Below are 19,329 nucleotides of genomic sequence, written 5' to 3' on the forward strand. Positions count from 1 at the left end.
GCGTCCCCGGCGTCGGCCTCGGCGGCTCGCGCGTCGGCCTTCGCCCGCGCGGCGGCAGCGGCCCGTTCGGCCGCCTTCCTACCGCCGGTGGTCCGATCAGCCTGTGGCGCAACCAGTTTCCCGGAGGCCGGGTCGGTCGCCGCTGGTGCGGCAGGACTTTCCGGCGGTCGATCGGGGCCGGGCTCGGTCATTGATCCGCGCCGTTCGGGCGGTAGGCGCGCACGGTCTCCGCGGCGGCGATGGCCTTGAGGACCGCCATGGCCTTGTTGCGGGATTCGGTGTCCTCGTACTCCGGGTCGGAGTCGGCGACGATGCCCGCGCCCGCCTGCACGTAGGCGGTGCCGCCTTTGAGCAGCGCGGTGCGGATGGCGATCGCGGTGTCGGCGTCACCGGCGAAGTCGAGGTAGCCGACCACGCCCGCGTACACGCCGCGGCGGGTGGGCTCGAGTTCCTCGATCAACTCCATGGCCCGCACCTTGGGCGCGCCCGACAGCGTCCCGGCCGGGAAGCAGGCCTGGACCGCGTCGAGGGCGACCTTGCCGGCCCGCAGCCGGCCCGAGACCGTGGAGACCAGGTGCATGACGTGCGAGTACCGCTCGACATGCCGGTACTCGGTGACCCGCACGGTGCCCGGCTCGCAGACCCGGCCCAGGTCGTTGCGGCCCAGATCGACGAGCATGAGGTGCTCGGCGTTCTCCTTCTCGTCCTCGAGCAGGCCCTTCTCCAGCAGCAGGTCGTCCTCCTCGGTGGTCCCGCGCCAGCGGGTGCCCGCGATCGGGTGCGTGGTCGCCACGCCGTCCTTCACCGTGACCAGCGATTCGGGGCTGGAGCCGACGATGGAGAACGCGGTCGCGCCGGAGGCGTCCGGGATGTGCATCAGGTACATGTACGGGCTCGGGTTCGAGGCGCGCAGCATGCGGTACAGGTCCAGCGGAGTGCCGTGGTAATCCATCTCGAAGCGCTGCGAGAGCACCACCTGGAACGCCTCGCCCGCCTCGATCTCCTTGACCAGGCGGCGCACGCCCGCGCCGAACTCCTCGGAGGTGCGCTGGCGGCGGTAGTCGGGCTCGGGGCGGTCGAAGACGGAGACGGTGGATTCGGCGGGCGCGGCCAGGGCCTCGGTCATGCGGTCCAGGCGGGCGACCGCGTCATCGTAGGCCTCGTCGACGCGCTCGTCGGTGCCGTTCCAGTTGACGGCATTGGCGATCAGCGTGATCGCGCCCTCGTGGTGGTCGAAGGCGGCCAGGTCGGTGGCCAGCATCAGGACCATCTCGGGGACCTGGAGGTCGTCGACGGCGAGGCTGGGCAGGCGTTCGAGCCGACGCACGGTGTCGTAGCCGAGGTAGCCGACCAGGCCGCCGGTCAGCGGTGGCAGGCCGGGCAGGCGCTCGGTGCGCAGCACGCGCAGCGACTCGCGCAGCGCTTCCAGGGGGTCGCCGCCGACGGGCGCGTCGGCCGGGGTCTGCCCGATCCAGGCGGCCTGGTCGTCGACCACGGTGAGCGCGCTCGGGCTGCCCGCGCCGATGAACGACCATCGCGACCACGAGCGGCCGGTCTCGGCCGACTCCAGCAGGAAGGTGCCGGGCCGGTCGGCGGCCAGTTTCCGGTAGGCGGACAGCGGAGTCTCGGAGTCCGCCAGCACCTTTCGGATCACCGGGACCACGCGGTGATCGGCCGCGAGCGACCGGAACTGCTCCCGGGAGGTGGTGGTGTCGATAGGCAAACCGTGGGCGCCGTGCATTGCCCCATCATTCCAGGCCCACCGGGCGGGATCTAAATCGCGCTCCCCGCCCAGCCGAGCGGGCCGCTGCGGCGAATACCTGAAGCGGTCATCACTGCACTTGCGGCGGTAGCCCGCGGTATCCCCCATTCTCGAGAGGAGTTCAACACAGATGTACCCCTCGCAACCGGTAGCTCCGGAGGGTCCACGGCACGCAGCTCCGCAGATGGCTCCGGGCATCCATCCCGGCCAGCCGCCTCGGATGATGAATATGAACCCCGGCGGGAAGTACTCCGCCATCTCCTCGTTCGTCACGTATGTGAAGGCGCTGGAATCGCTGGATCCGCGCAACTTCCCCGACGAGTACGCCGAGCACACCGACCGCATCAAGGAACTCAAGCCGTTCCTGCGCGCCCACGGCATCCTCGACGTGATGGACATCAAGAACCCGGAGGTCGCCGCCCTGATCGGGGTGTGAGGTCGCACCGACACCACGTGTCGGGGGTGGTTGGGGCTCCGGGGGCCGATCCCCGGACCCCCAAGCAGGACGACAGTTGACGGGCCGGCGGTGGGCACCCGCCAAGCCCGGTGCCCGGCAAGGGATTCCAGTCGAGCGATCACATCGTCCCCAGATAACTCGTGCACGATGAATTGGGGGTAGGGTACGGACATGAAGGTCGGTCAGCTCGCACCCAATTTCGAACTATCGGATCAGTCCGGCACCCCGCGTTCGCTCGAGTCACTGCTCGCGGACGGCCCGGTGGTGCTGTTCTTCTATCCCGCGGCGAATACGCCGGTGTGTACCGCCGAAGCGTGCCACTTCCGGGATCTGGCAACGGAATTCAAGGCCGCCGGAGCGAGCTGCGTGGGCATCAGCGCGGATTCGGTCGAGGTGCAGTCGGGCTTCGCCGCGAAGCAGGGACTGGGATACCCGGTGCTCTCGGACCCGGGCGCCGAGGTCGCGGCCGAGTTCGGCGTGAAGCGCGGCCTACTGGGCGCGCTCGTGCCGGTCAAGCGGACCACCTTCGTGATCGACCCGGATCGGACCGTGGCCAAGGTGATCTCGAGCGAGATGCGCGCCAACGTGCACGCCGACGAGGCCCTGAAGTTCCTGCGCGAACGCTGACTCACCGCTCCGGCTCGGTCCCGGCCGCGCGACCCCGCCGCGTCGGTGCTTCGCCCGCCGACAATTCGGACATACGCTGAGCGCATGACTACGGCCGGCACCGAGCAGGAGCGAAAGTCTTCAACCTTCGTCACGTGGCGCAATCGCATCATTGCCGCGGTGGTGGCCCTGGCGGTGTTGTGGGTGTCCTATTTGATCCTGGCCGCGTTCATTCCACGGTGGTGGGCGCAGCGCCTGGGCGAAATGGTCGGTTCGAGTTTCGCCAAGGGCATCTGGTACGGCCTGTTGATGGGCCTGATATGCACGGCCGCGCCACTTTTCCTGTTCCTGACCGCGGGCCTGTCCTGGCGTAAACGGGCCGGAAAGTTCGTCGCCGGCGGGGCCGCCGTCCTGGCCGTGGTCCTGGCCATCCCGAATTTGATGACGCTGACCATCGTGTGGGGCAACTCCAATGCCGCGCACGCCGGGGAACGCATTCTCGACGTCGACGCCCCGGGATTCCGCGGCGCCTGCCTGGCGGGCGCGATCATCGCCGCCCTGCTGTTCCTGCTGGTCGCATTTCTCTTGGTGCGCAGGCGATTCCGCCGCCACCGCGCCGACAAGCAGCGAAACGAACCGGAAAAGCCGAGCGTGTCGCCGGAAAATCCGGCAAATCCCCCCGAAGTCGGCACGAACTAATTCCGCGCGCAACACGCGTGATCGATGTCACGTCATTCAGCAACACCGTGACTGACGAGCGAAGTCGTGGCAAACTTTGACCTGCGAGTGACTTGTTCGATGCCGCCGCACGGGCTCTCGAACGGTCGGGGACCAACCGTCACTCGGCTGGTACGAGAGGGCGCGCACGGTGACCAAGTCGATGAATCCCCAAGAACAGCGAGCTTGGCGAACCTTGATCGCGCTCACGACCCGGCTTCCCGCCGCATTGGATACCCAGCTGCAACGCGAGTCCGGGATTACCCATTTCGAATACTTCGTGATGGCTCTGCTCTCCGAAGAACCCGATCACCGATTGCAACTGAGCGAGCTCGCGCAAAAGGCAAACGCATCGCTATCACGGCTCTCGCACGTGGTCTCCAAACTCGAACGGCTCGGCTGGGCCCAGCGCATGGCGCTGACCGGGCGCCGCGGGGCCCAGGCCGTGCTCACCGACGCGGGATATCGCAAGGTCAGCGACGCCGGGCCCGGATATCTGGAGTGCGTGCGCGGCCTGGTGTTCGACGGCCTCGACGACGAGCAGACCGAGCAGCTGCTCGAACTCGGGAACACCCTGGTGGCACAGCTCGACAAGGGCATGACCCGCGGGCTCGGCCGCTCGGGGCGGCCCAGCTCGCATCTGGGCTTGGATCCGGCCGAACCCGGCTGAGGGTCAGCCCTCCTCGGACAGCAGCCGATCGCCCCGGGACAGCAGCACGTCGGTGTCGAAGCAGGTGTGGGTGCCGGTGTGGCAGGCCGCGCCCTCCTGGTCGACGATGAGCAGCACGGTGTCGCCGTCGCAGTCCAGCCGCACCTCGTGCACGTACTGGGTGTGGCCCGAGGTCTCGCCCTTGACCCAGTACTGCTGGCGCGAGCGCGAGTAGTAGGTGCCCTTGCGGGTGTCCAGGGTGCGAGCCAGCGCCTCGTCGTCCATCCACGCCATCATGAGCACGTCGCCGGTGCTCTTCTCCTGGGCGATGGCGGCGAACAGGCCGTCGGCGTTGCGCTTGAGGCGCGCGGCGATCGCGGGATCCAGGGCGCTCATCGGACCGTGATTCCTTCCGTGCGCATGGCGTCCTTGACCTCGCCGATGGTGAGGTCGCCGAAGTGGAAGACGCTGGCGGCCAGCACCGCGTCCGCGCCCGCGTGCACGGCCGGGGCGAAGTCGGCGACCTTGCCCGCACCGCCGGAGGCGATGACCGGCACCGTCACCGCGGCGCGCACCGCACGGATCATGGTCAGGTCGAAACCGGCCTTGGTGCCGTCGGCGTCCATCGAGTTGAGCAGGATCTCCCCGACGCCCAGGTCGGCGCCGCGCACGGCCCATTCGACGGCGTCGATGCCGGTGCCGCGCTTGCCGCCGTGGGTGGTGACCTCCCAGCCGGACGGGGTGGGGTCCCCGCCCGCGGGCACGGTGCGGGCGTCGACGGACAGCACGATGCACTGCGAGCCGAACCGCTCCGACATCTCGCGCAGCACCTCGGGGCGGGCGATGGCGGCGGTGTTCACCGACACCTTGTCCGCGCCCGCGCGCAGCAGCCGGTCCACGTCCTCGACGGTGCGCACGCCGCCGCCGACGGTGAGCGGGATGAAGATCTGCTCGGCGGTGCGGGTCACCACGTCGATCATGGTGCCGCGGTCGCCGGTGGAGGCGGTGACGTCGAGGAAGGTCAGCTCGTCCGCGCCCTGGGCGTCATAGGTGGCCGCGAGTTCCACGGGATCGCCCGCGTCCCTGAGGTTCTCGAAGTTGACGCCCTTGACCACGCGCCCGGCGTCGACGTCCAGGCACGGGATGACGCGTACCGCGAGGGTCATTTCACTTCCTCGAATCTCACAGCTCTGCCCCGATGGTCATTGTTCTGCCTCTCCTCGGACCCGATCGGCGGTGTCGGCGATCAGTTCCAGTAGTTCCTCGTGCACACCGGGCGCGGCGGCCAGCACCGAACCGGATTCGATGGTCCAGTCCGCGCCCAGCAGGTCGGTGACGACCCCGCCCGCGGCCCGGACCAGCACCACGCCCGCGGCGTTGTCCCACGGGTGATGTCCGAACACCACGGCCCCGCCCAGAATTCCGGACGCGGTGTAGGCCAGGTCGATGCCGGTGGAGCCGTACATGCGCTGCCGCCCCGACAGCCGGCTCAGCGCGCCCAGCAGGTTGAAGCGGAAGATGCCCGGAATCCGGCCCGCCCCATCGATATTGAAGCTGCCGAACCCGATCATGGCGGTGGCCAGTTTGCCCGGGCCCAGGGTCGGCAGCGGGGTGCCGTTGAGCAGCAGCGGTCCGCCCTCGACGGCCGCGTAGCGCTGGCCCAGGATCGGCAGCCAGGTCAGGCCGATCACCGGGACGCCGTCGCGCACCAGCGACAGCAGCATCCCGCACATGGGGCTGCCCGCCGAATAGTTGAAGGTGCCGTCGATCGGGTCGAGCACCCACGCGGTGCCCGAGGTCAGCTGCGGGCCGCCGAATTCCTCGCCGTGCACCGGGATTCCGGTGCGCTCGGCCAGTCGCTGCGAGATGGTGCGCTCGAGTTCCAGGTCGAGTTCGGTGGCGAAGTCGTTGCGCCCCTTCTCGATCGCGCTCGGCGCCCCGATGCCCTCGACGAAACGCGGTGCGGCGGAGTCGAGCACCGCGCTGGCGATGCCGAGCAGTTCGGCGAGTTCGGCGGCCATCGGCGGTTATCGAACCGCGGCCAGGGCTTCGGGCAGGGTGAACCGGCCCGCGTACAGGGCCTTGCCGATGATCGCGCCCTCGACGCCCTCGTCCACCAGGGTGGCGATGGCGGTCAGGTCCTCGAGCACCGAGATGCCGCCCGAGGCGATGACCGGCGCCTCGGCCGCGTTCGCGACCTGGCTCAGCAGATCCAGGTTGGGTCCGGTCAGCGTCCCGTCCTTGGACACGTCGGTGACCACGTAGCGCGAGCAGCCGTCGCGTTCGAGCCGCTCGAGCACCTCCCACAGGTCGCCGCCGTCGGTGACCCAGCCGCGCCCGCGCAGCCGCCATTCGCCGTCGATGAGCTTCACGTCCAGGCCGACCGCGACCTTGTCGCCGTACTCGCCGATGGCGCGGGCGCACCATTCCGGGTTCTCGATGGCCGCGGTGCCGATATTGACGCGCGCGCAGCCGGTGGCCAGCGCCGCCTTCAGCGACTCGTCGTCACGGATGCCGCCCGAGAGCTCCACCTTCACATCGAGCTCGCCGATGACCTCGGCGATGATGTCGCGATTGGACCCCTTGCCGAACGCGGCGTCCAGGTCGACCAGATGCACCCACTCCGCCCCCGCCTGCTGCCAGGCCAGGGCGGCGTCACGCGGCGAACCATAACTGGTTTCACTGCCCGCCTCCCCCTGAACCAGGCGCACAGCTTCACCATTGGCGACATCGACGGCAGGTAGCAGCACAAGACTCACGCAAGCATCCTAGTGGCTACCGATCACCGCGCCGTCGTCGGCCTCACGCGATCGGGGCGACCGCCGAAGCACTGCGAGGCATGTTGTTCATCTGCCACCGTGCGCGGGCCCGCCCCGCGCCTCGAGGTCCTGCCGAATGTCATCGAGTGTGAAGCGCTCCGACTCGGCCATGGCCGCACGGATCTCGTCGCCGATCCCAGGATCAGCGAGGATCTCCACCGTCTCCCGCAAGGATTCGAGGCGGTCGCGAACCTCGGCGGGCCGCGGATTCCTGGTCATGTACTGAATTATGGCGCTTCGCCGGGGACGGCAGGGCCCCTCGGACGGAGTTTCGCCTGGCATCAGCTCTCGCGGGTGTGCGATTCGAGGATGCGGTTCAGGGTGAGGACGAAGTGGGCTCGGTCGGCGGCGGTGAAGTCGGGGAGGAGTTCACGCTGGGCTGCTTCCAGCCGTTCATCGAGGTCAGCGAGGTGGGCGCGGCCCGCGCGGGTGAGGGTGAGGGTGTTACGGCGGCGGTCGGACGGGTCGGGGGCGCGGGTGAGGAGGCCGCGATCGGCGAGGTCGTTGACGGCTGCTACGACATCGCTGCGGTCGATGCCGGTACGGCGACCCACTGCGGCCTGGCTGAGGGGGCCGTTCTCGTCGAGGGTGGCGAGCAGGGCGTAGTGGTAGCGGCGGGAACCCGTTGGCTCCAGCGCCTTTTCGGTGCAGCGGTTGGCGATGATCGCGACCTGGCCGAGGAGGCGGGTGGGGAGGGCGCGGAGGCGGCCGGAGGCTCCTTCGGGGGCGGCGTCCATGAGAGGAATCTATCAAGACTTGTTGGGGAGACCCACGATCGGTTACATTGGTTTCACCAACGTTGGTTACACCAACCATTTCGCCGAAAGACTGCCACCATGAACGCGATCGACATCAGCACAGGGCGAATCCAGGACCTGGCCGACAAATTCGAGATCACCGAGCTGGTCCATCGGCTCGGACGGGCCCTCGACGAGGGCGATTGGGACGAGCTCGCGGCGCTGTACGCCCACGACGCCACCGCGCGGACGCCCGGCGGCAAGGCGGTGGGCCGGGCCGCGCTGGTCAGCCAGGCCAGCCGGAACCACACCCCCGATAGGCAGATTCAGCACATCATCAGCGGCATCATCGTCGAGCTGAACGGTGACACCGCGACGGTGCGCGCCAATCTGCTGTGCGTCTTCGCGTGGGGTCCCGCGCAGGACCCCACCCTCGGCTCGCAGCCCCGGCTCACCCTCGGCGAGGTGTACCGCTTCGAGGCCGTCCGCACCGGCGACGGCTGGCAGTTCTCCGGCGTCGCGTCCTCGCCCATCTGGTCGGCGGGCACTCGCCCGCGCCCCTCGGCCGCCTGAGCGGACTGACCTGGAAAACACGAAACCCCCGCTCGCGGCGGGGGTTTCGGCCGTTCCGATCAGATCGAGTCGACCCAGTTGCGGAGCAGCTGGGCTCCGGCGTCACCCGACTTCTCGGGGTGGAACTGGGTGGCCGACAGCGGTCCGTTCTCCACCGCGGCGAGGAACGGGACGCCGTGTTCGGCCCAGGTGAGTTTGGCGGGGGCAATCTGGCCGCCGCCGTCATCGGTCCAGCCCCAGTGCTGGGCGGCGTAGGAGTGCACGAAGTAGAAGCGGGTGTCGGCGTCCATGCCCGCGAACAGCACGCTGTCGGCGGGGGCCTTGACCGTGTTCCAGCCCATGTGCGGCAGGACGGGGGCGTGCAGGCGTTCCACGGTGCCGGGCCATTCGGCGCAGCCGTCGGTCTCGACGCCGAACTCGACGCCGCGTTCGAACAGGATCTGCATGCCGACGCAGATGCCGAGGACCGGGCGGCCGCCGGAGAGCCGCTTGCCGATGATGCGGTCACCGCGCACGGCCAGCAGGCCCGACATGCAGGCGGCGTAGGCGCCGACGCCGGGGACCACCAGACCGTCCGCGTTCAGCGCGGTCTCGGGGTCCGCGGTGATGATCACCTCGGCGCCGGTGCGGGCCAGGGCGCGGCCGGCCGAGTGCAGGTTGCCCGAACCGTAGTCGAGCAGGGCGATCTTCTTGGTCACAGCGAACCCTTGGTGGACGGGACCCCGGACACGCGCGGGTCGTATTCGACCGCCGCGCGCAATGCCCGCGCGACGGCCTTGTATTCGGCCTCGGTGATGTGGTGCTGGTCGCGGCCGTAGAGCACGCGCACGTGCAGGGCGATGCGCGCGTTGAGCGCGATCGACTCGAACACGTGGCGGTTGATGACCGTCGAGTACGACGCGGTCGGGGCGACGCTCGGAATGATGGTGTGCAGCAGGTGATCCGGTTCGCCGGTGTGCACGCAGTACGGCCGGCCGGACACGTCGACGACCGCGTGGGCGAGGGTCTCGTCCATCGGGATGAAGCAGTCGCCGAAGCGGCGGATGCCCTTCTTGTCGCCGAGCGCCTGGCCCAGGGCCTGGCCGATGACGATGGCGGTGTCCTCGACGGTGTGGTGGGCCTCGATCTCGATGTCACCCTTGGCCGCGACGGTGAGGTCGAAGCTGCCGTGCTGGCCGAAAGCGGTCAGCATGTGGTCGTAGAACGGGACGCCGGTGGAGATGTCGGTCTTGCCGGAGCCGTCCAGGTTGAGCTCCACCACGATGGAGGACTCGCGGGTGGTGCGCTCGACCCGGGCGATGCGGTCGGCGGGACGTTCGGTGGTCATCGGGCGATCAGCTCCTCGGACGCCAGTTTCGCGCTGACGCGCAGGAATTCGTCGTTCTCGGCGGCCAGGCCGATGGTGGTGCGCAGGTAGCCGGGGATGCCGACATCGCGGATGAGCACGCCCTCGTCGAGGTAGTGCTGCCAGGCGCGCGCCGCGTCGGCGAAACGGCCGAACAGCACGAAGTTGGCATCCGACGGGATCACGTCGTAGCCCAGCTCGGTCAGCGCCGCCATCACGCGGTCGCGTTGCGCGGCCAATTCGTGGACGCTGCCCAGGGTTTCGTCGGCGTGCCGCAGCGCCGCCCGCGCCGCGGCCTGGGTGACCACGGACAGGTGGTAGGGCAGGCGCACCAGCAGCATGGCGTCGATGACCGCGGGCGCGGCCACCAGGTAGCCCAGCCGCCCGCCCGCGAAGGCGAACGCCTTGGACATGGTGCGGCTGACCACCAGCTTGGTCGGGTACTTGTCGATCAGGCTGATCGCGCTGGGCGCGGAGGAGAACTCGCCGTAGGCCTCGTCGACCACCACGATGCCGGGGGCGGCGTCGAGGATGCGCTCCAGGTCCGGGATCGGGATGCTGTGCCCGGTCGGATTGTTGGGGCTGGTCACGAAGACCACGTCGGGGTTCTTCTCCCCCACCGTGAGCACCGCGTAGTCGATGTCGAGGGAGAAGTCGCCGTTGCGCTTGGCCTCGATCCACTCGGTGTCGATGCCCTCGGAGATGATCGGGTGCATCGAGTACGAGGGCACGAAACCCAGTGCGCTGCGGCCGGGTCCGCCGAAGGCCTGCAGCAGCTGCTGCAGGATCTCGTTGGAGCCGTTGGCCGCCCACACATTGGCCACGGCCACCGCGACGCCGGTCTGCCGGGTCAGGTAGGCGGCCAGGTCGGTGCGCAGGCCGACCGCGTCGCGGTCCGGGTACCGGTGCAGATCGGCGGCGGCCGCGCGCACGGACTCGGCGACATCGTCGACCAGGGCCTGGCTCGGCGGGTGCGGGTTCTCGTTGGTGTTGAGCTGGACGGGCACCGTCAATTGCGGTGCGCCGTACGGGCTCTTGCCGCGCAGGTTGTCGCGCAGCGGCAGATCGTCGAGCGAGATGTTCGAGCCGGGAACAGACATGGCGCCTTCTCCCAGTCCTGCCTGGGCGCTCACCGCAGCTGTCCGAATCGCGCCTGCACGGCCTGGCCGTGCGCGGGCAGGTCCTCGGCGTTGGCGAGGGCGACCACGTGGCCCGAGACATCCTTCAGCGCCGCCTCGGTGTACTCGACGACGTGGATGCCGCGCAGGAAGGTCTGCACGCTCAGACCCGAAGAGTGCCGGGCGCATCCGGCGGTGGGCAGCACGTGGTTGGAGCCGGCGCAGTAGTCGCCCAGCGACACCGGCGACCAAGCGCCGACGAAAACCGCTCCGGCCGAACGCACCCGGGCGGCCACGCCCGCGGCGTCGGCGGTCTGGATCTCGAGGTGCTCGGCGGCGTAGGCGTTGACCACGCGCAGGCCCTGCTCGATATCGTCGACCAGCACGGTGCCGGACTGCTTGCCCGACAGCGCCTCCGCGACCCGGTCGTGGTGCTTGACCACGGCCATCTGCGCGGTGAGCGCCGCGTCCACGGCGTCGGCGAGTTCGACGCTGTCGGTGACCAGGACGCTGGCGGCCAGCACGTCGTGCTCGGCCTGGGAGATGAGGTCGGCGGCCACGTGCGCCGGGTCGGCGGTGGCGTCGGCGAGGATGGCGATCTCGGTGGGACCGGCCTCGGCGTCGATGCCGACCAGGCCGCGGCACAGCCGCTTGGCGGCGGTCACGTAGATATTGCCGGGGCCGGTGATCAGGTCGACCGGTTCCAGCTGCGCGCCGTCGGTGTCGGTGCCGCCGTAGGACAGCAGGGCCACGGCCTGCGCGCCGCCGACCGCCCACACCTCGGCCACGCCCAGCAGCTTGGCGGCGGCCAGGATGGTCGGGTGCGGCAGGCCGCCGAACTGCGCCTGCGGCGGGGAGGCGACGACGAGCGACTCCACGCCCGCGGCCTGCGCCGGAACCACGTTCATGACGACCGAGGACGGGTAGACGGCATTGCCGCCGGGCACGTACAGGCCGACCCGCTCGACCGGCACCCACCGCTCGGTGACGGTGCCGCCGGGCACCACCTGGGTGGTCTTGTCGGTGCGGCGCTGGTCGTCGTGGACCTTGCGGGTGCGCTCGATGGCGACCTCGAGGGCGGCGCGGACGGCGGGATCCAGCTCGGCGAGGGCCCGGTCCAGTTCGGCGGCGGGCACCCGCACCGAGGCGGGGGTGACGCCGTCGAACTTGGCGCTGAATTCCAGTGCGGCCTCGACGCCCCGATCGCGGATCGCCTCCACGACGGGGCGCACATGATGCAGCACCGAGTCCACGTCGACGCCCCCGCGCGGCAGCGCCGCGCGCAGTTCGGCAGCAGTGGGAGTACGTCCGCGCAGGTCGACGCGGGCGAGCTCGATGCGGCTGGTCATAGCGCTGTGCAGTCCTTGTCTGTGCTGATTCGAGGGGGTTCGCGACCGGTTCGGGTACCGCATGGGGTATCAGCCGAAACCGCTTGCGACCAGCTACCAGCCTATCCGGTCACCGCCACCGCTTTATCCGCGCATCACCCGAGCGCCCGCTATTCGTGCGCGACCGCCGCCGGCCCGGTGCTCTCACCGCGTCCGCCCCGCTCGGCGCGGTCGTCGCCGAAGCGGGTCGCGACCACGTGTTGCTGGGCGAATGTCCAGGCATTCTGGGTGACGAAGTACAGCAGGATCGCGATCGGCATGACCGGTCCGACCACCAGCGCGCCCGCCGGGAACACCCACTGCGAGAGCGTGTTCATGACGCGCGCGGTCGAGGCCGCCGGGCCCTCGGCCGGCGCCGGCTGGCGGGCGATGGCGGCGCGGGCGGTGAAATGGGTGGCGATCGCGGCGATCACCATGAGCGGAATCGCCACCGCGGCAATGGTTCCGAACTGCGAACCCGCCCCCGACAGCGTGGCCGCCAGCGGCGCGCCGAACAGTTTCGCGTCCAGGAACGACTGCACCTGCCCGGCGCCGAACACGTAATTCTGGGTGTGACCGGGCTGGAAGGACCGCAGCACGTGGTAGAGCCCGATGAAGACCAGCGCCTGGCCGAGGATCGGCAGGAACCCGGTGAGCACGTTGACCCCGGACTCCTTCTGCAACTCCTGCATGGCCAGCGCCTGCTGCTCGCGGTCGCCCGCGTGCTTGCGCTTGATCTCCTGGATCCGCGGCTGCATCTCGGCCAGCTTCCGCGAGAACCGCAGTTGCGCCACGAACGGCTTGATCAGCAGCGCCCGCAGGGTGAGCACCAGGAACACGATGGCCAGCACCCAGGCCAGGCCGGAGGTCGCGCCCAGCACGGACGCGAAGGCGGTGTGCCACAGCCACAGGACGGCGGACACCGGGTAATAGATGAAATCGAGCATGGAGTACCTCGCTGCGCAGCGCCCGGCACACGCGTGCGGGCGGAGGGAATTCGGGACGGCGATGAACCCGACAGCGACGCGCACCGGGAAGCCGGATGCGAACTCGCACCATCAGCTTGGAAGGCTGAGGTTCTACTGTGCGGGTTCTACCGCGCGCGATTGCGGTCAGGCCGCGAGGACTCCGGGCGCGCGCGGCCGCGGCCGCCCCGGCGCATCCGGATTGCTCTGCCGCAGAAACGCGCCGCGACGCCGCTTCCCGGCCGATTCCGCCGGCCCGGCCGACGCGACGGCCACCAGCAGCGGCCCCCGCGCCGCGATCACGGCGGCGGTCACCGCGACCAGCGCGACCGCACCGAGCACCAGCAGCGAATCAGGATGTGCGGCACCCAGATACAGCACCGCCCACGCGGAGACCACGAGCGCGCCCACCAGCAGCGCCGTCGATCGAATCCGCGAACCCATGCGCCTGACAGTACCTGCGTTACCCGCCCTCGGCACCCTGTGTTCCGCACCACTGGCCCTGCGCCGTCCGCCCGCGCCGAGGTGTCACGCCCTGCCGTACCGATGGGACGCCCGGCAGGTTGACGCCGCGTCCCGACAGCATCGACGCCCGGGGCCGGAGCGGCCCGCGACGCGCTGGTTCTCCGCCGAGCCTCGAGGCAGGGCGGTCCGGTGGCCCAGCGCCCTCCCCCGCACCCCGGGTCGAGGGCGCGGGGCGGCAATCGGCAGCGAGCCCTATTCGGCGACGAGGCGGCGGATGATCATCGGTTCGGCGATGATCGCTTCGAGAACGTCGGCGACGTGCCGGAAGTGGTCGGTGGTGAAATGCTTTTCCAAGGCGTCGGCGTCGACCCATTCCTCGACCACGACCATGTGCGCGGGATCGTTCGGGTTGGTGAAGGGCTGATAGGACAGGCAGCCGGGTTCGGCCAGCGACGGTTCGATCATGGCTTCCAGGGCGGTGCGCAGGCGGTCCTCGTTGCCGGCGGTCACGCGTAGCTCGGCGACGACGTGCAAGGTCATGGTGTGCTCCTCGGGGTTCGGTGTCGGGGTATTCGACGCGGGGTCAGTGGGTGATGGGTCCGTCGCCCGCGCCGGTGGCGCGCAGGGCGGCGGCGATGGCGTCGAGGTCGGCAGGGGTCAGTTCGAGGGTGGCGGCGTCGATCCAGCCGTCGACCTGTTCGGGGGTGCGGGCGCCGACGATGGCGCCGGTGACACCGGGCCAGGTGAGGGTCCAGGCGATGGCGAGCGCGCCGACGGTGGTGCGGTGGGCCGCGGCGATCGGGCGCAGCGCCTCCACCAGGGCGAGGTTGCGGTCGAGTTCGGTGGTGAACTCGGGGAAGCCCCGGCGCCAGTCGTCATCGGGCAGGTTCGCGACGCGTTCGGCGGTGAACGCGCCGGTGAGCAGGCCGGAGTGCTGGGGCTGGTAGACGATGCCGCCGGTGTGATGGGCCGCGGCCCAGGCCAGTTCGCCCGCGGCGGCGCGCTTGATCAGCGAGAACTGGGGCTGGATGGCGTCGACGTGGGCGATGGACTCGGCGAGTTCCAGTTGCGGCACATCATGGTTCGACAGGCCGATGGCCCGGACCTTGCCCTCGGTCACCAGGTCGGCCATGGTCTGCCAGTACTCGTGCAGCGGGGTGACGACGGCCTCGCTCACGCCGTCGGGGTCCGAGAAGTCCAGGGAGGCACCGGTGTCGGGCCAGTGCACCTGGTAGAGGTCGATGCGCTCGACGTGCAACCGCCTCAGCGAGTCCTCGACCTCGCGGCGCACGCTGGCGGGGGCCATGACGCGCTTGGGCGCGGCGGCGCGGTCGTCGTCGTCCCAGACCAGTCCGGCCTTGGTGAAGACGAAGGGCCGGTCGGCCTCGGGCAGTTCGCCGATCGCCTTGCCGACCACTTCCTCGGAGTGGCCGAGCCCGTAGACGGCGGCGGTGTCGATCCAGTTCACGCCGGCATCGATGGCGCGGCGCACGGTGGCGATCGATCCGGCGTCGTCCTGGGCGCCCCAGGCGTAGCGCCAGCCCGCGCCGCCGAGTGCCCACGCGCCGAAGCCGATCCGGCTGATGCGCATGTCGGTGGTGCCGAGCTGACGGGTGGGAAGGGAGGTCATGCTGTGCTCCTCGGAGTCGGGGTCCGCCGTGGTGTGCGGCGCTGAGCACTACATTCGTCCGATCCGGGGGCGGCAAACAGTGCGGCGTCTGCCTGGGCACGGCATGACCAGGATGAAACCCGGTGCCCGCGTGGTTACCTGGTTCCATGACCCTGGACCGTCGCGCCGAACTCGGTGAATTCCTGCGCTCCCGCCGCGCCCGGCTCAGCCCCGAGGAGGTGGGCCTGGTCTCGCACGGGGCCCGCCGCCGGGTGCCGGGCTTGCGGCGCGAGGAGCTGGCGCTGCTGGCCGGGGTGAGCGTGGATCACTATGTGCGCCTGGAACAGGGCCGCAGTCTGCAGTTCTCGGAGTCGGTGCTGGACGCGGTGGCACGGGCGCTGCGGTTGAATCAGGTCGAGCGCGATCATCTCTATCTGCTGGCCCGCCCGTGGTCGGGTGAGGAGCCGCCGGCCGCGCAGCAGGTGCGGCCGGGTCTGCGGCGGCTACTGGACGCCGCGCACGACGTGCCCGCCTACATCGTGGGCCGCGGGGTCAGCGTGCTGGCCTGGAATCGCCTGGCGGCGGCGCTGATCGGCGATTTCGGCGCGATCGCGCCCGAGCAGCGCGACTTCCTGCACCTGGTGTTCCTCGACGAAGGCGCCAAGGAGCTCTACGAGGACTGGGACGACAAGGCCGCCGACACCGTCGCCTATCTGCGCGTGGACGCCGCCCGTAATCCGGGCGACCCCCGCATCACCGCCCTGATCGACGAAATGAACGCCGCGAGCCCGGAATTCGCCGCGCTGTGGGAGCGCCATGAGCTCAAGGACAAGACGCACGGCCGCCACATCTACCGGCATCCGATCGTGGGACGGCTGGAGCTGGGCTACGAAACCCTGCGGCTGCCCGACGATCCCGATCAAGCCCTGGTCGCCCATCACGTCGAGCCCGGCTCCCCCAGCGCCGACGCCCTGCGCCTGCTGGCGACCTTGGCCGCCGACTCGGCCGCGCACCGCTAGCCCGACCGGTAGAAGCCCCCGGAAAAGGCAAGCGCCGCACCGGCATTCCGGTGCGGCGCCGCGACGCGGTGTCCCGCTACTTGGTGTCGCTGTCGATCAGCAGGGAGCCGCCGCTGTCGACGACCCGCAGCGTCACCGACTTGCTGCCGCTGTTCTTGGTGCTCAGGCTGGCCAGCGAGATGTCCACGGAGCCATCGGGATTGTTGCTGTCGGTGCCGCGCGCGCCCTCGATGGTCGAGTAGCGGCTGATCGGGTTGTTCGTCCAGTAGGTCTGGAACGCCGACGCACTGCCGTACACCTGCTGCGCGGCCGGGGTGAGCCGGGTCCACGCCTCCTGGTAGCGCTGCGAGGTGAGGGCGTCGTAGAACTTGTCCACGGCGTCCGCGCCATTGCCCACGCTCACGGTCGAGGCGCTCTTGGTCTGCCCCAGGCCCGAGGGCGTGCCCTTGGTGGAGCTGGCCGAGGTCGAGGCCTTCACCGAGGTGGTGGCGCCGCCGCCCGCGCCGGGCGAGTCGCTCGAGCCGGAGTCGCTCATCATGCCGTACACGATGCCGCCGGCCACCACGACGACCGCGGCCAGCAGGATCCACACCAGCTTCTTCTTGGAAGCCGGTTCCGAATCCGGTTCGGGCGCGGGATGATTGCGGGTCGGCGGGCCGCCGTTGGGCACCGGGCGCGGCGGCGGGGTCTCGAGCAGCTGGGCCTGGCTCATCGCGCCGGTCGGGATGTCGACGTTGGCCGCGGACCGGCGTTCCATCTGCCGGGTCTGCTGGCGCGGCGCGGTGCCGCCCTGCGGGGTGATCGGGCCGGAGCGGCGGCCGGCGAACACCCGGGCGGCCTCGGCGTCCGGGCCGACCTCGGCGAATTCCGCCATGATGTCGCGCACGTCGAGCATGCTCGGCCGGTCCTCGGGCTCGAAGCTGAGCAGGCTCAGCAGCAGGTCCGACAGCGGACCGGCATTGCGCGGCTCGCTGATCTGGCCGTTGGCCGCGGCGTAGAGCAAGGCCAGCGGATTCGGGTTGGTGCCGTAGGGCGGTTCGCCCTCGAGCGCGTGGAAGAGCGTGGCGCCCAAGGCGAAGACGTCGGCGGCCGGGGTCGGTTCCGCGCCGCGGGCGACCTCGGGGGCGAGGTAGGCGGCGGTGCCGGAGATGAGCCCGGTGGCGGTGAGGGTGACGTCGCCCTTGGACTTGGCGATGCCGAAGTCGGTGATCTTCACCGCGCCGTTGTCGCCGAGCAGGATGTTGCCGGGCTTGACGTCACGGTGCACGATGCCGGCGCGGTGCGCGGCGATGAGCGCGGAAGCCACCTGTTCGCCGATGCGCGCGCACTGCGGCAGCGGCAGCGTGCCCTGCGCGGACAACACCACGGCGAGACTCTGCGAGGGCAGGTACTCCATGATCAAGCACGGGTCGCCCTCGTGCTCGGTGATGTCGAAGACGACGATGGCGTTCGGGTGCTGGAACCGGGCCGCGTTGCGGGCCTCGCGCGCGGCGCGCTGCCGGACGATGTCCTTGTCGGCATCCGACAGGCTCGGCTGGGTGAGGATCTGCTTGATCGCGACGGACCGTTCCAGCCGCTGGTCGACGGCTCGCCAGACGACGCCGGTGCCGCCGCTACCAATCCGTTCGACCAGGCGGTAATGCCCTGCGATCACTTGGCCGGTTTCGATGGCACTACTCCGAGGTTCTTCGAGATGACTGTGACAATGCGGTTGCCCGCGCGTTTCCCCGCACGAGTGTAGCGGGCGGCGCGCGGATCGCCGACGTCAGCGTGAGATATGGCGGAGATCTCGATGAGATCTGCGCCGCCCGTCGGCGACCCGCCCGTGACCCGGCTGGCGTATGCACTGGTCGGACCCCATACATGACCAGACATATACCAATCGGTTTGGTGTGTGTTTGCTCCCGCACACCGGCGGGGTTCAGCTACCTTTCACCGCCGCCGGCCACTGCGCGCGGACCAGTCGCGCCGCGTCCGCCGCGTCGAGCTCGATCTCGAAGACCTCCTCGAGCACCTTCGGCAGCTCGGCGACCTCGAGCTCGCGGACCTCGGCCGAACCGTCGGGACGGCTGGTGGTCCACGTGGTGCCGTCGATCTGGTGGTGCGCGTCGGCGTGGAAGCGCTGCACGAACGGGCGCAGGGTGAACGGCGAACGCGGCGAAGTGGACACGAAGTGATTCCCGACCGCGAAATCGATGCGGTACTGCGGGGTGCTCGCGAAGGTGTACCGGTCCACCCAGCCGGCACGCCCGAACTCGTGCAGCGTCCACCGCTCGCCGCCGACCGCGTCGAGGGCCCGCTCCAGCCGGAAACGCCATGCGCCCGCGGCGAATTCGCCACCGTCGGCGGTGAGCTCGACAGGCTCGAGCGGACCCCGGCCGAACCCGACATCGCAGAGCCAGCGCCGGTCGTCGTCGGCGGCCGTGACCCGCAGCAGCGCGTGGGTGGCGGGCCGTGCGGCCGTCGCGCCGAGGGTGACCCGGCCCGACATGGCGGTGAACTCGAAACCGAACCGCTCCAGCGCGGCGGCGAACAGGCCGACGTTCTCGTAGCAGTAGCCGCCGCGGCGGCGCCGGATCAGCTTGTCCTGCAGCGCGTCCAGCTCCAGCGGGATACCGCGGCCGAGGATGATCTCGAGGTTCTCGAACGGGATCGTGGTGGTGTGGGCGCGCACCAGGGCGCGCAGGGTCTCCAGGGTAGGCGTGCGCGCACCGGTGAATCCGATCCGGTCCAGGTAGGCGTCGAGGTCGAGCTCCGCGCCCAGCCAGGTGTAGCCGGGGTCCGCCGGTGTGTTCATCACTGCCTTCCTTCACGCCCGATTCGCGTCGATCATCCGTCTTCCGAGGTGATCAACGGTCGTGGGCGCGACGGTGTTCCGACGCGACCGGACCGCCGGGTCAGGCGTGGACGCGCGCGAGGGTGCGCAAACCCTCGCGATAGCTCGGATAGCGCGGCGCCCAGCGCAGTTCGGCCCGGGCCTTGGCATTGGAGGCGCGCAGGGAGAAGTCGAGCATCTGGGCCGCGGTCAGCGGGGTACCGCGGCCGAGGATGATCTCGAGGTTCTCGAACGGGATCGTGGTGGTGTGGGCGCGCACCAGGGCGCGCAGGGTCTCCAGGGTAG

General features: G+C 70.1%; 25 protein-coding genes. 6 read left to right on the forward strand and 19 right to left on the reverse strand.

What is annotated here, in order from left to right:
- The coding region (locus tag ACWELJ_RS26845; RefSeq protein ID WP_452368908.1) for a hypothetical protein at positions 1-191 on the reverse strand (191 nt) is incomplete at its 3' end.
- Positions 188-1,741, reverse strand: a complete 1,554-nt coding sequence (locus ACWELJ_RS26850; protein WP_452368909.1) for an anthranilate synthase component I — start codon at positions 1,739-1,741, stop codon at positions 188-190. The genes ACWELJ_RS26845 and ACWELJ_RS26850, both read right to left, overlap by 4 nt.
- Positions 1,742-1,982: 241 nt before the next feature.
- Here ACWELJ_RS26850 and ACWELJ_RS26855 point away from each other — a divergent pair, with 241 nt between their 5' ends.
- The 4 genes from ACWELJ_RS26855 (at position 1,983) to ACWELJ_RS26870 (ending at position 4,212) form a co-directional block, all read left to right on the forward strand.
- The gene (locus ACWELJ_RS26855) at positions 1,983-2,198 is read left to right on the forward strand and encodes a hypothetical protein (RefSeq protein WP_452368910.1); all 216 of its coding nucleotides are present in this window, start codon (positions 1,983-1,985) and stop codon (positions 2,196-2,198) included.
- A gap of 192 nt (positions 2,199-2,390) precedes the next feature.
- Positions 2,391-2,846: a peroxiredoxin gene (locus ACWELJ_RS26860; RefSeq protein WP_452368911.1), complete on the forward strand. Its 456-nt coding sequence runs from the start codon at positions 2,391-2,393 to the stop codon at positions 2,844-2,846.
- Between the two features lie 84 nt (positions 2,847-2,930).
- Positions 2,931-3,524 carry a permease gene (locus ACWELJ_RS26865; protein WP_452368912.1) on the forward strand — a complete coding sequence of 198 codons (594 nt, stop codon included), beginning with the start codon at positions 2,931-2,933 and terminating at the stop codon, positions 3,522-3,524.
- A 181-nt stretch (positions 3,525-3,705) separates the two neighbouring features.
- Positions 3,706-4,212, forward strand: coding sequence for a MarR family winged helix-turn-helix transcriptional regulator (locus tag ACWELJ_RS26870; RefSeq protein WP_452368913.1), 507 nt, complete (start codon positions 3,706-3,708; stop codon positions 4,210-4,212).
- Between the two features lie 3 nt (positions 4,213-4,215).
- Here the strand turns inward: ACWELJ_RS26870 and hisI are convergent, their stop codons facing one another.
- From hisI to ACWELJ_RS26900, 6 genes are all read right to left on the reverse strand, one after another.
- The gene (hisI, locus tag ACWELJ_RS26875) at positions 4,216-4,587 is read right to left on the reverse strand and encodes a phosphoribosyl-AMP cyclohydrolase (RefSeq protein WP_452368914.1); all 372 of its coding nucleotides are present in this window, start codon (positions 4,585-4,587) and stop codon (positions 4,216-4,218) included.
- Entirely contained in the window at positions 4,584-5,357 is a 774-nt protein-coding gene (gene hisF, locus ACWELJ_RS26880) for an imidazole glycerol phosphate synthase subunit HisF (protein WP_452368915.1), read from the reverse strand. Before hisF ends, hisI begins: the two co-directional genes overlap by 4 nt.
- Positions 5,358-5,393: 36 nt before the next feature.
- Positions 5,394-6,212 (reverse strand): inositol monophosphatase family protein, encoded by an 819-nt coding sequence (locus tag ACWELJ_RS26885; protein WP_452368916.1) that lies wholly within the window; start codon positions 6,210-6,212, stop codon positions 5,394-5,396.
- 6 nt (positions 6,213-6,218) lie between these two features.
- Complete coding sequence (gene priA, locus ACWELJ_RS26890; RefSeq protein ID WP_452368917.1) at positions 6,219-6,950, reverse strand: bifunctional 1-(5-phosphoribosyl)-5-((5-phosphoribosylamino)methylideneamino)imidazole-4-carboxamide isomerase/phosphoribosylanthranilate isomerase PriA; 732 nt, start codon at positions 6,948-6,950, stop codon at positions 6,219-6,221.
- 87 nt (positions 6,951-7,037) lie between these two features.
- Positions 7,038-7,229, reverse strand: coding sequence for a hypothetical protein (locus ACWELJ_RS26895; RefSeq protein WP_452368918.1), 192 nt, complete (start codon positions 7,227-7,229; stop codon positions 7,038-7,040).
- A gap of 62 nt (positions 7,230-7,291) precedes the next feature.
- Positions 7,292-7,747, reverse strand: coding sequence for a MarR family winged helix-turn-helix transcriptional regulator (locus ACWELJ_RS26900; protein WP_452368919.1), 456 nt, complete (start codon positions 7,745-7,747; stop codon positions 7,292-7,294).
- Between the two features lie 99 nt (positions 7,748-7,846).
- On the opposite strand from ACWELJ_RS26900, the gene ACWELJ_RS26905 reads away from it, so the two are divergent.
- Entirely contained in the window at positions 7,847-8,320 is a 474-nt protein-coding gene (locus tag ACWELJ_RS26905; protein ID WP_452368920.1) for a nuclear transport factor 2 family protein, read from the forward strand.
- 59 nt (positions 8,321-8,379) lie between these two features.
- On the opposite strand, the gene hisH is transcribed toward ACWELJ_RS26905, so the two are convergent.
- The 8 genes from hisH to ACWELJ_RS26945 all read right to left on the reverse strand — a co-directional run bounded on the left by hisH (position 8,380) and on the right by ACWELJ_RS26945 (position 15,210).
- Positions 8,380-9,018, reverse strand: a complete 639-nt coding sequence (gene hisH, locus ACWELJ_RS26910; RefSeq protein ID WP_452368921.1) for an imidazole glycerol phosphate synthase subunit HisH — start codon at positions 9,016-9,018, stop codon at positions 8,380-8,382.
- On the reverse strand, positions 9,015-9,647 hold the full coding sequence (hisB, locus tag ACWELJ_RS26915) for an imidazoleglycerol-phosphate dehydratase HisB (protein ID WP_452368922.1): 633 nt from the start codon (positions 9,645-9,647) through the stop codon (positions 9,015-9,017). Before hisB ends, hisH begins: the two co-directional genes overlap by 4 nt.
- On the reverse strand, positions 9,644-10,765 hold the full coding sequence (locus tag ACWELJ_RS26920; RefSeq protein ID WP_452368923.1) for a histidinol-phosphate transaminase: 1,122 nt from the start codon (positions 10,763-10,765) through the stop codon (positions 9,644-9,646). The genes hisB and ACWELJ_RS26920 overlap by 4 nt, the downstream gene beginning before the upstream one ends.
- A 29-nt stretch (positions 10,766-10,794) precedes the next feature.
- Positions 10,795-12,132 (reverse strand): histidinol dehydrogenase, encoded by a 1,338-nt coding sequence (gene hisD / locus ACWELJ_RS26925; RefSeq protein ID WP_452368924.1) that lies wholly within the window; start codon positions 12,130-12,132, stop codon positions 10,795-10,797.
- 149 nt (positions 12,133-12,281) lie between these two features.
- Positions 12,282-13,097, reverse strand: a complete 816-nt coding sequence (yidC, locus tag ACWELJ_RS26930; RefSeq protein ID WP_452368925.1) for a membrane protein insertase YidC — start codon at positions 13,095-13,097, stop codon at positions 12,282-12,284.
- A 165-nt stretch (positions 13,098-13,262) separates the two neighbouring features.
- A complete protein-coding gene (locus tag ACWELJ_RS26935) occupies positions 13,263-13,559 on the reverse strand; it encodes a DUF6412 domain-containing protein (RefSeq protein WP_452368926.1) in 297 nt (98 codons plus the stop codon).
- A 273-nt stretch (positions 13,560-13,832) separates the two neighbouring features.
- Positions 13,833-14,120, reverse strand: coding sequence for a putative quinol monooxygenase (locus tag ACWELJ_RS26940; RefSeq protein ID WP_452368927.1), 288 nt, complete (start codon positions 14,118-14,120; stop codon positions 13,833-13,835).
- Between the two features lie 43 nt (positions 14,121-14,163).
- Positions 14,164-15,210 carry an aldo/keto reductase gene (locus ACWELJ_RS26945; protein ID WP_452368928.1) on the reverse strand — a complete coding sequence of 349 codons (1,047 nt, stop codon included), beginning with the start codon at positions 15,208-15,210 and terminating at the stop codon, positions 14,164-14,166.
- A 146-nt stretch (positions 15,211-15,356) separates the two neighbouring features.
- Here ACWELJ_RS26945 and ACWELJ_RS26950 point away from each other — a divergent pair, with 146 nt between their 5' ends.
- The gene (locus ACWELJ_RS26950) at positions 15,357-16,208 is read left to right on the forward strand and encodes a helix-turn-helix transcriptional regulator (protein ID WP_452368929.1); all 852 of its coding nucleotides are present in this window, start codon (positions 15,357-15,359) and stop codon (positions 16,206-16,208) included.
- A gap of 76 nt (positions 16,209-16,284) precedes the next feature.
- Here the strand turns inward: ACWELJ_RS26950 and ACWELJ_RS26955 are convergent, their stop codons facing one another.
- The 3 genes from ACWELJ_RS26955 to ACWELJ_RS26965 all read right to left on the reverse strand — a co-directional run.
- Complete coding sequence (locus tag ACWELJ_RS26955) at positions 16,285-17,862, reverse strand: protein kinase domain-containing protein (protein ID WP_452368930.1); 1,578 nt, start codon at positions 17,860-17,862, stop codon at positions 16,285-16,287.
- Between the two features lie 267 nt (positions 17,863-18,129).
- The gene (locus ACWELJ_RS26960; RefSeq protein ID WP_452368931.1) at positions 18,130-19,005 is read right to left on the reverse strand and encodes an arylamine N-acetyltransferase family protein; all 876 of its coding nucleotides are present in this window, start codon (positions 19,003-19,005) and stop codon (positions 18,130-18,132) included.
- Between the two features lie 100 nt (positions 19,006-19,105).
- Positions 19,106-19,329 (reverse strand): arylamine N-acetyltransferase (locus tag ACWELJ_RS26965; RefSeq protein WP_452368932.1); only part of this gene is annotated, 224 nt, incomplete at its 5' end.

It is taken from the genome of Nocardia sp. NPDC004582 (assembly GCF_053602115.1).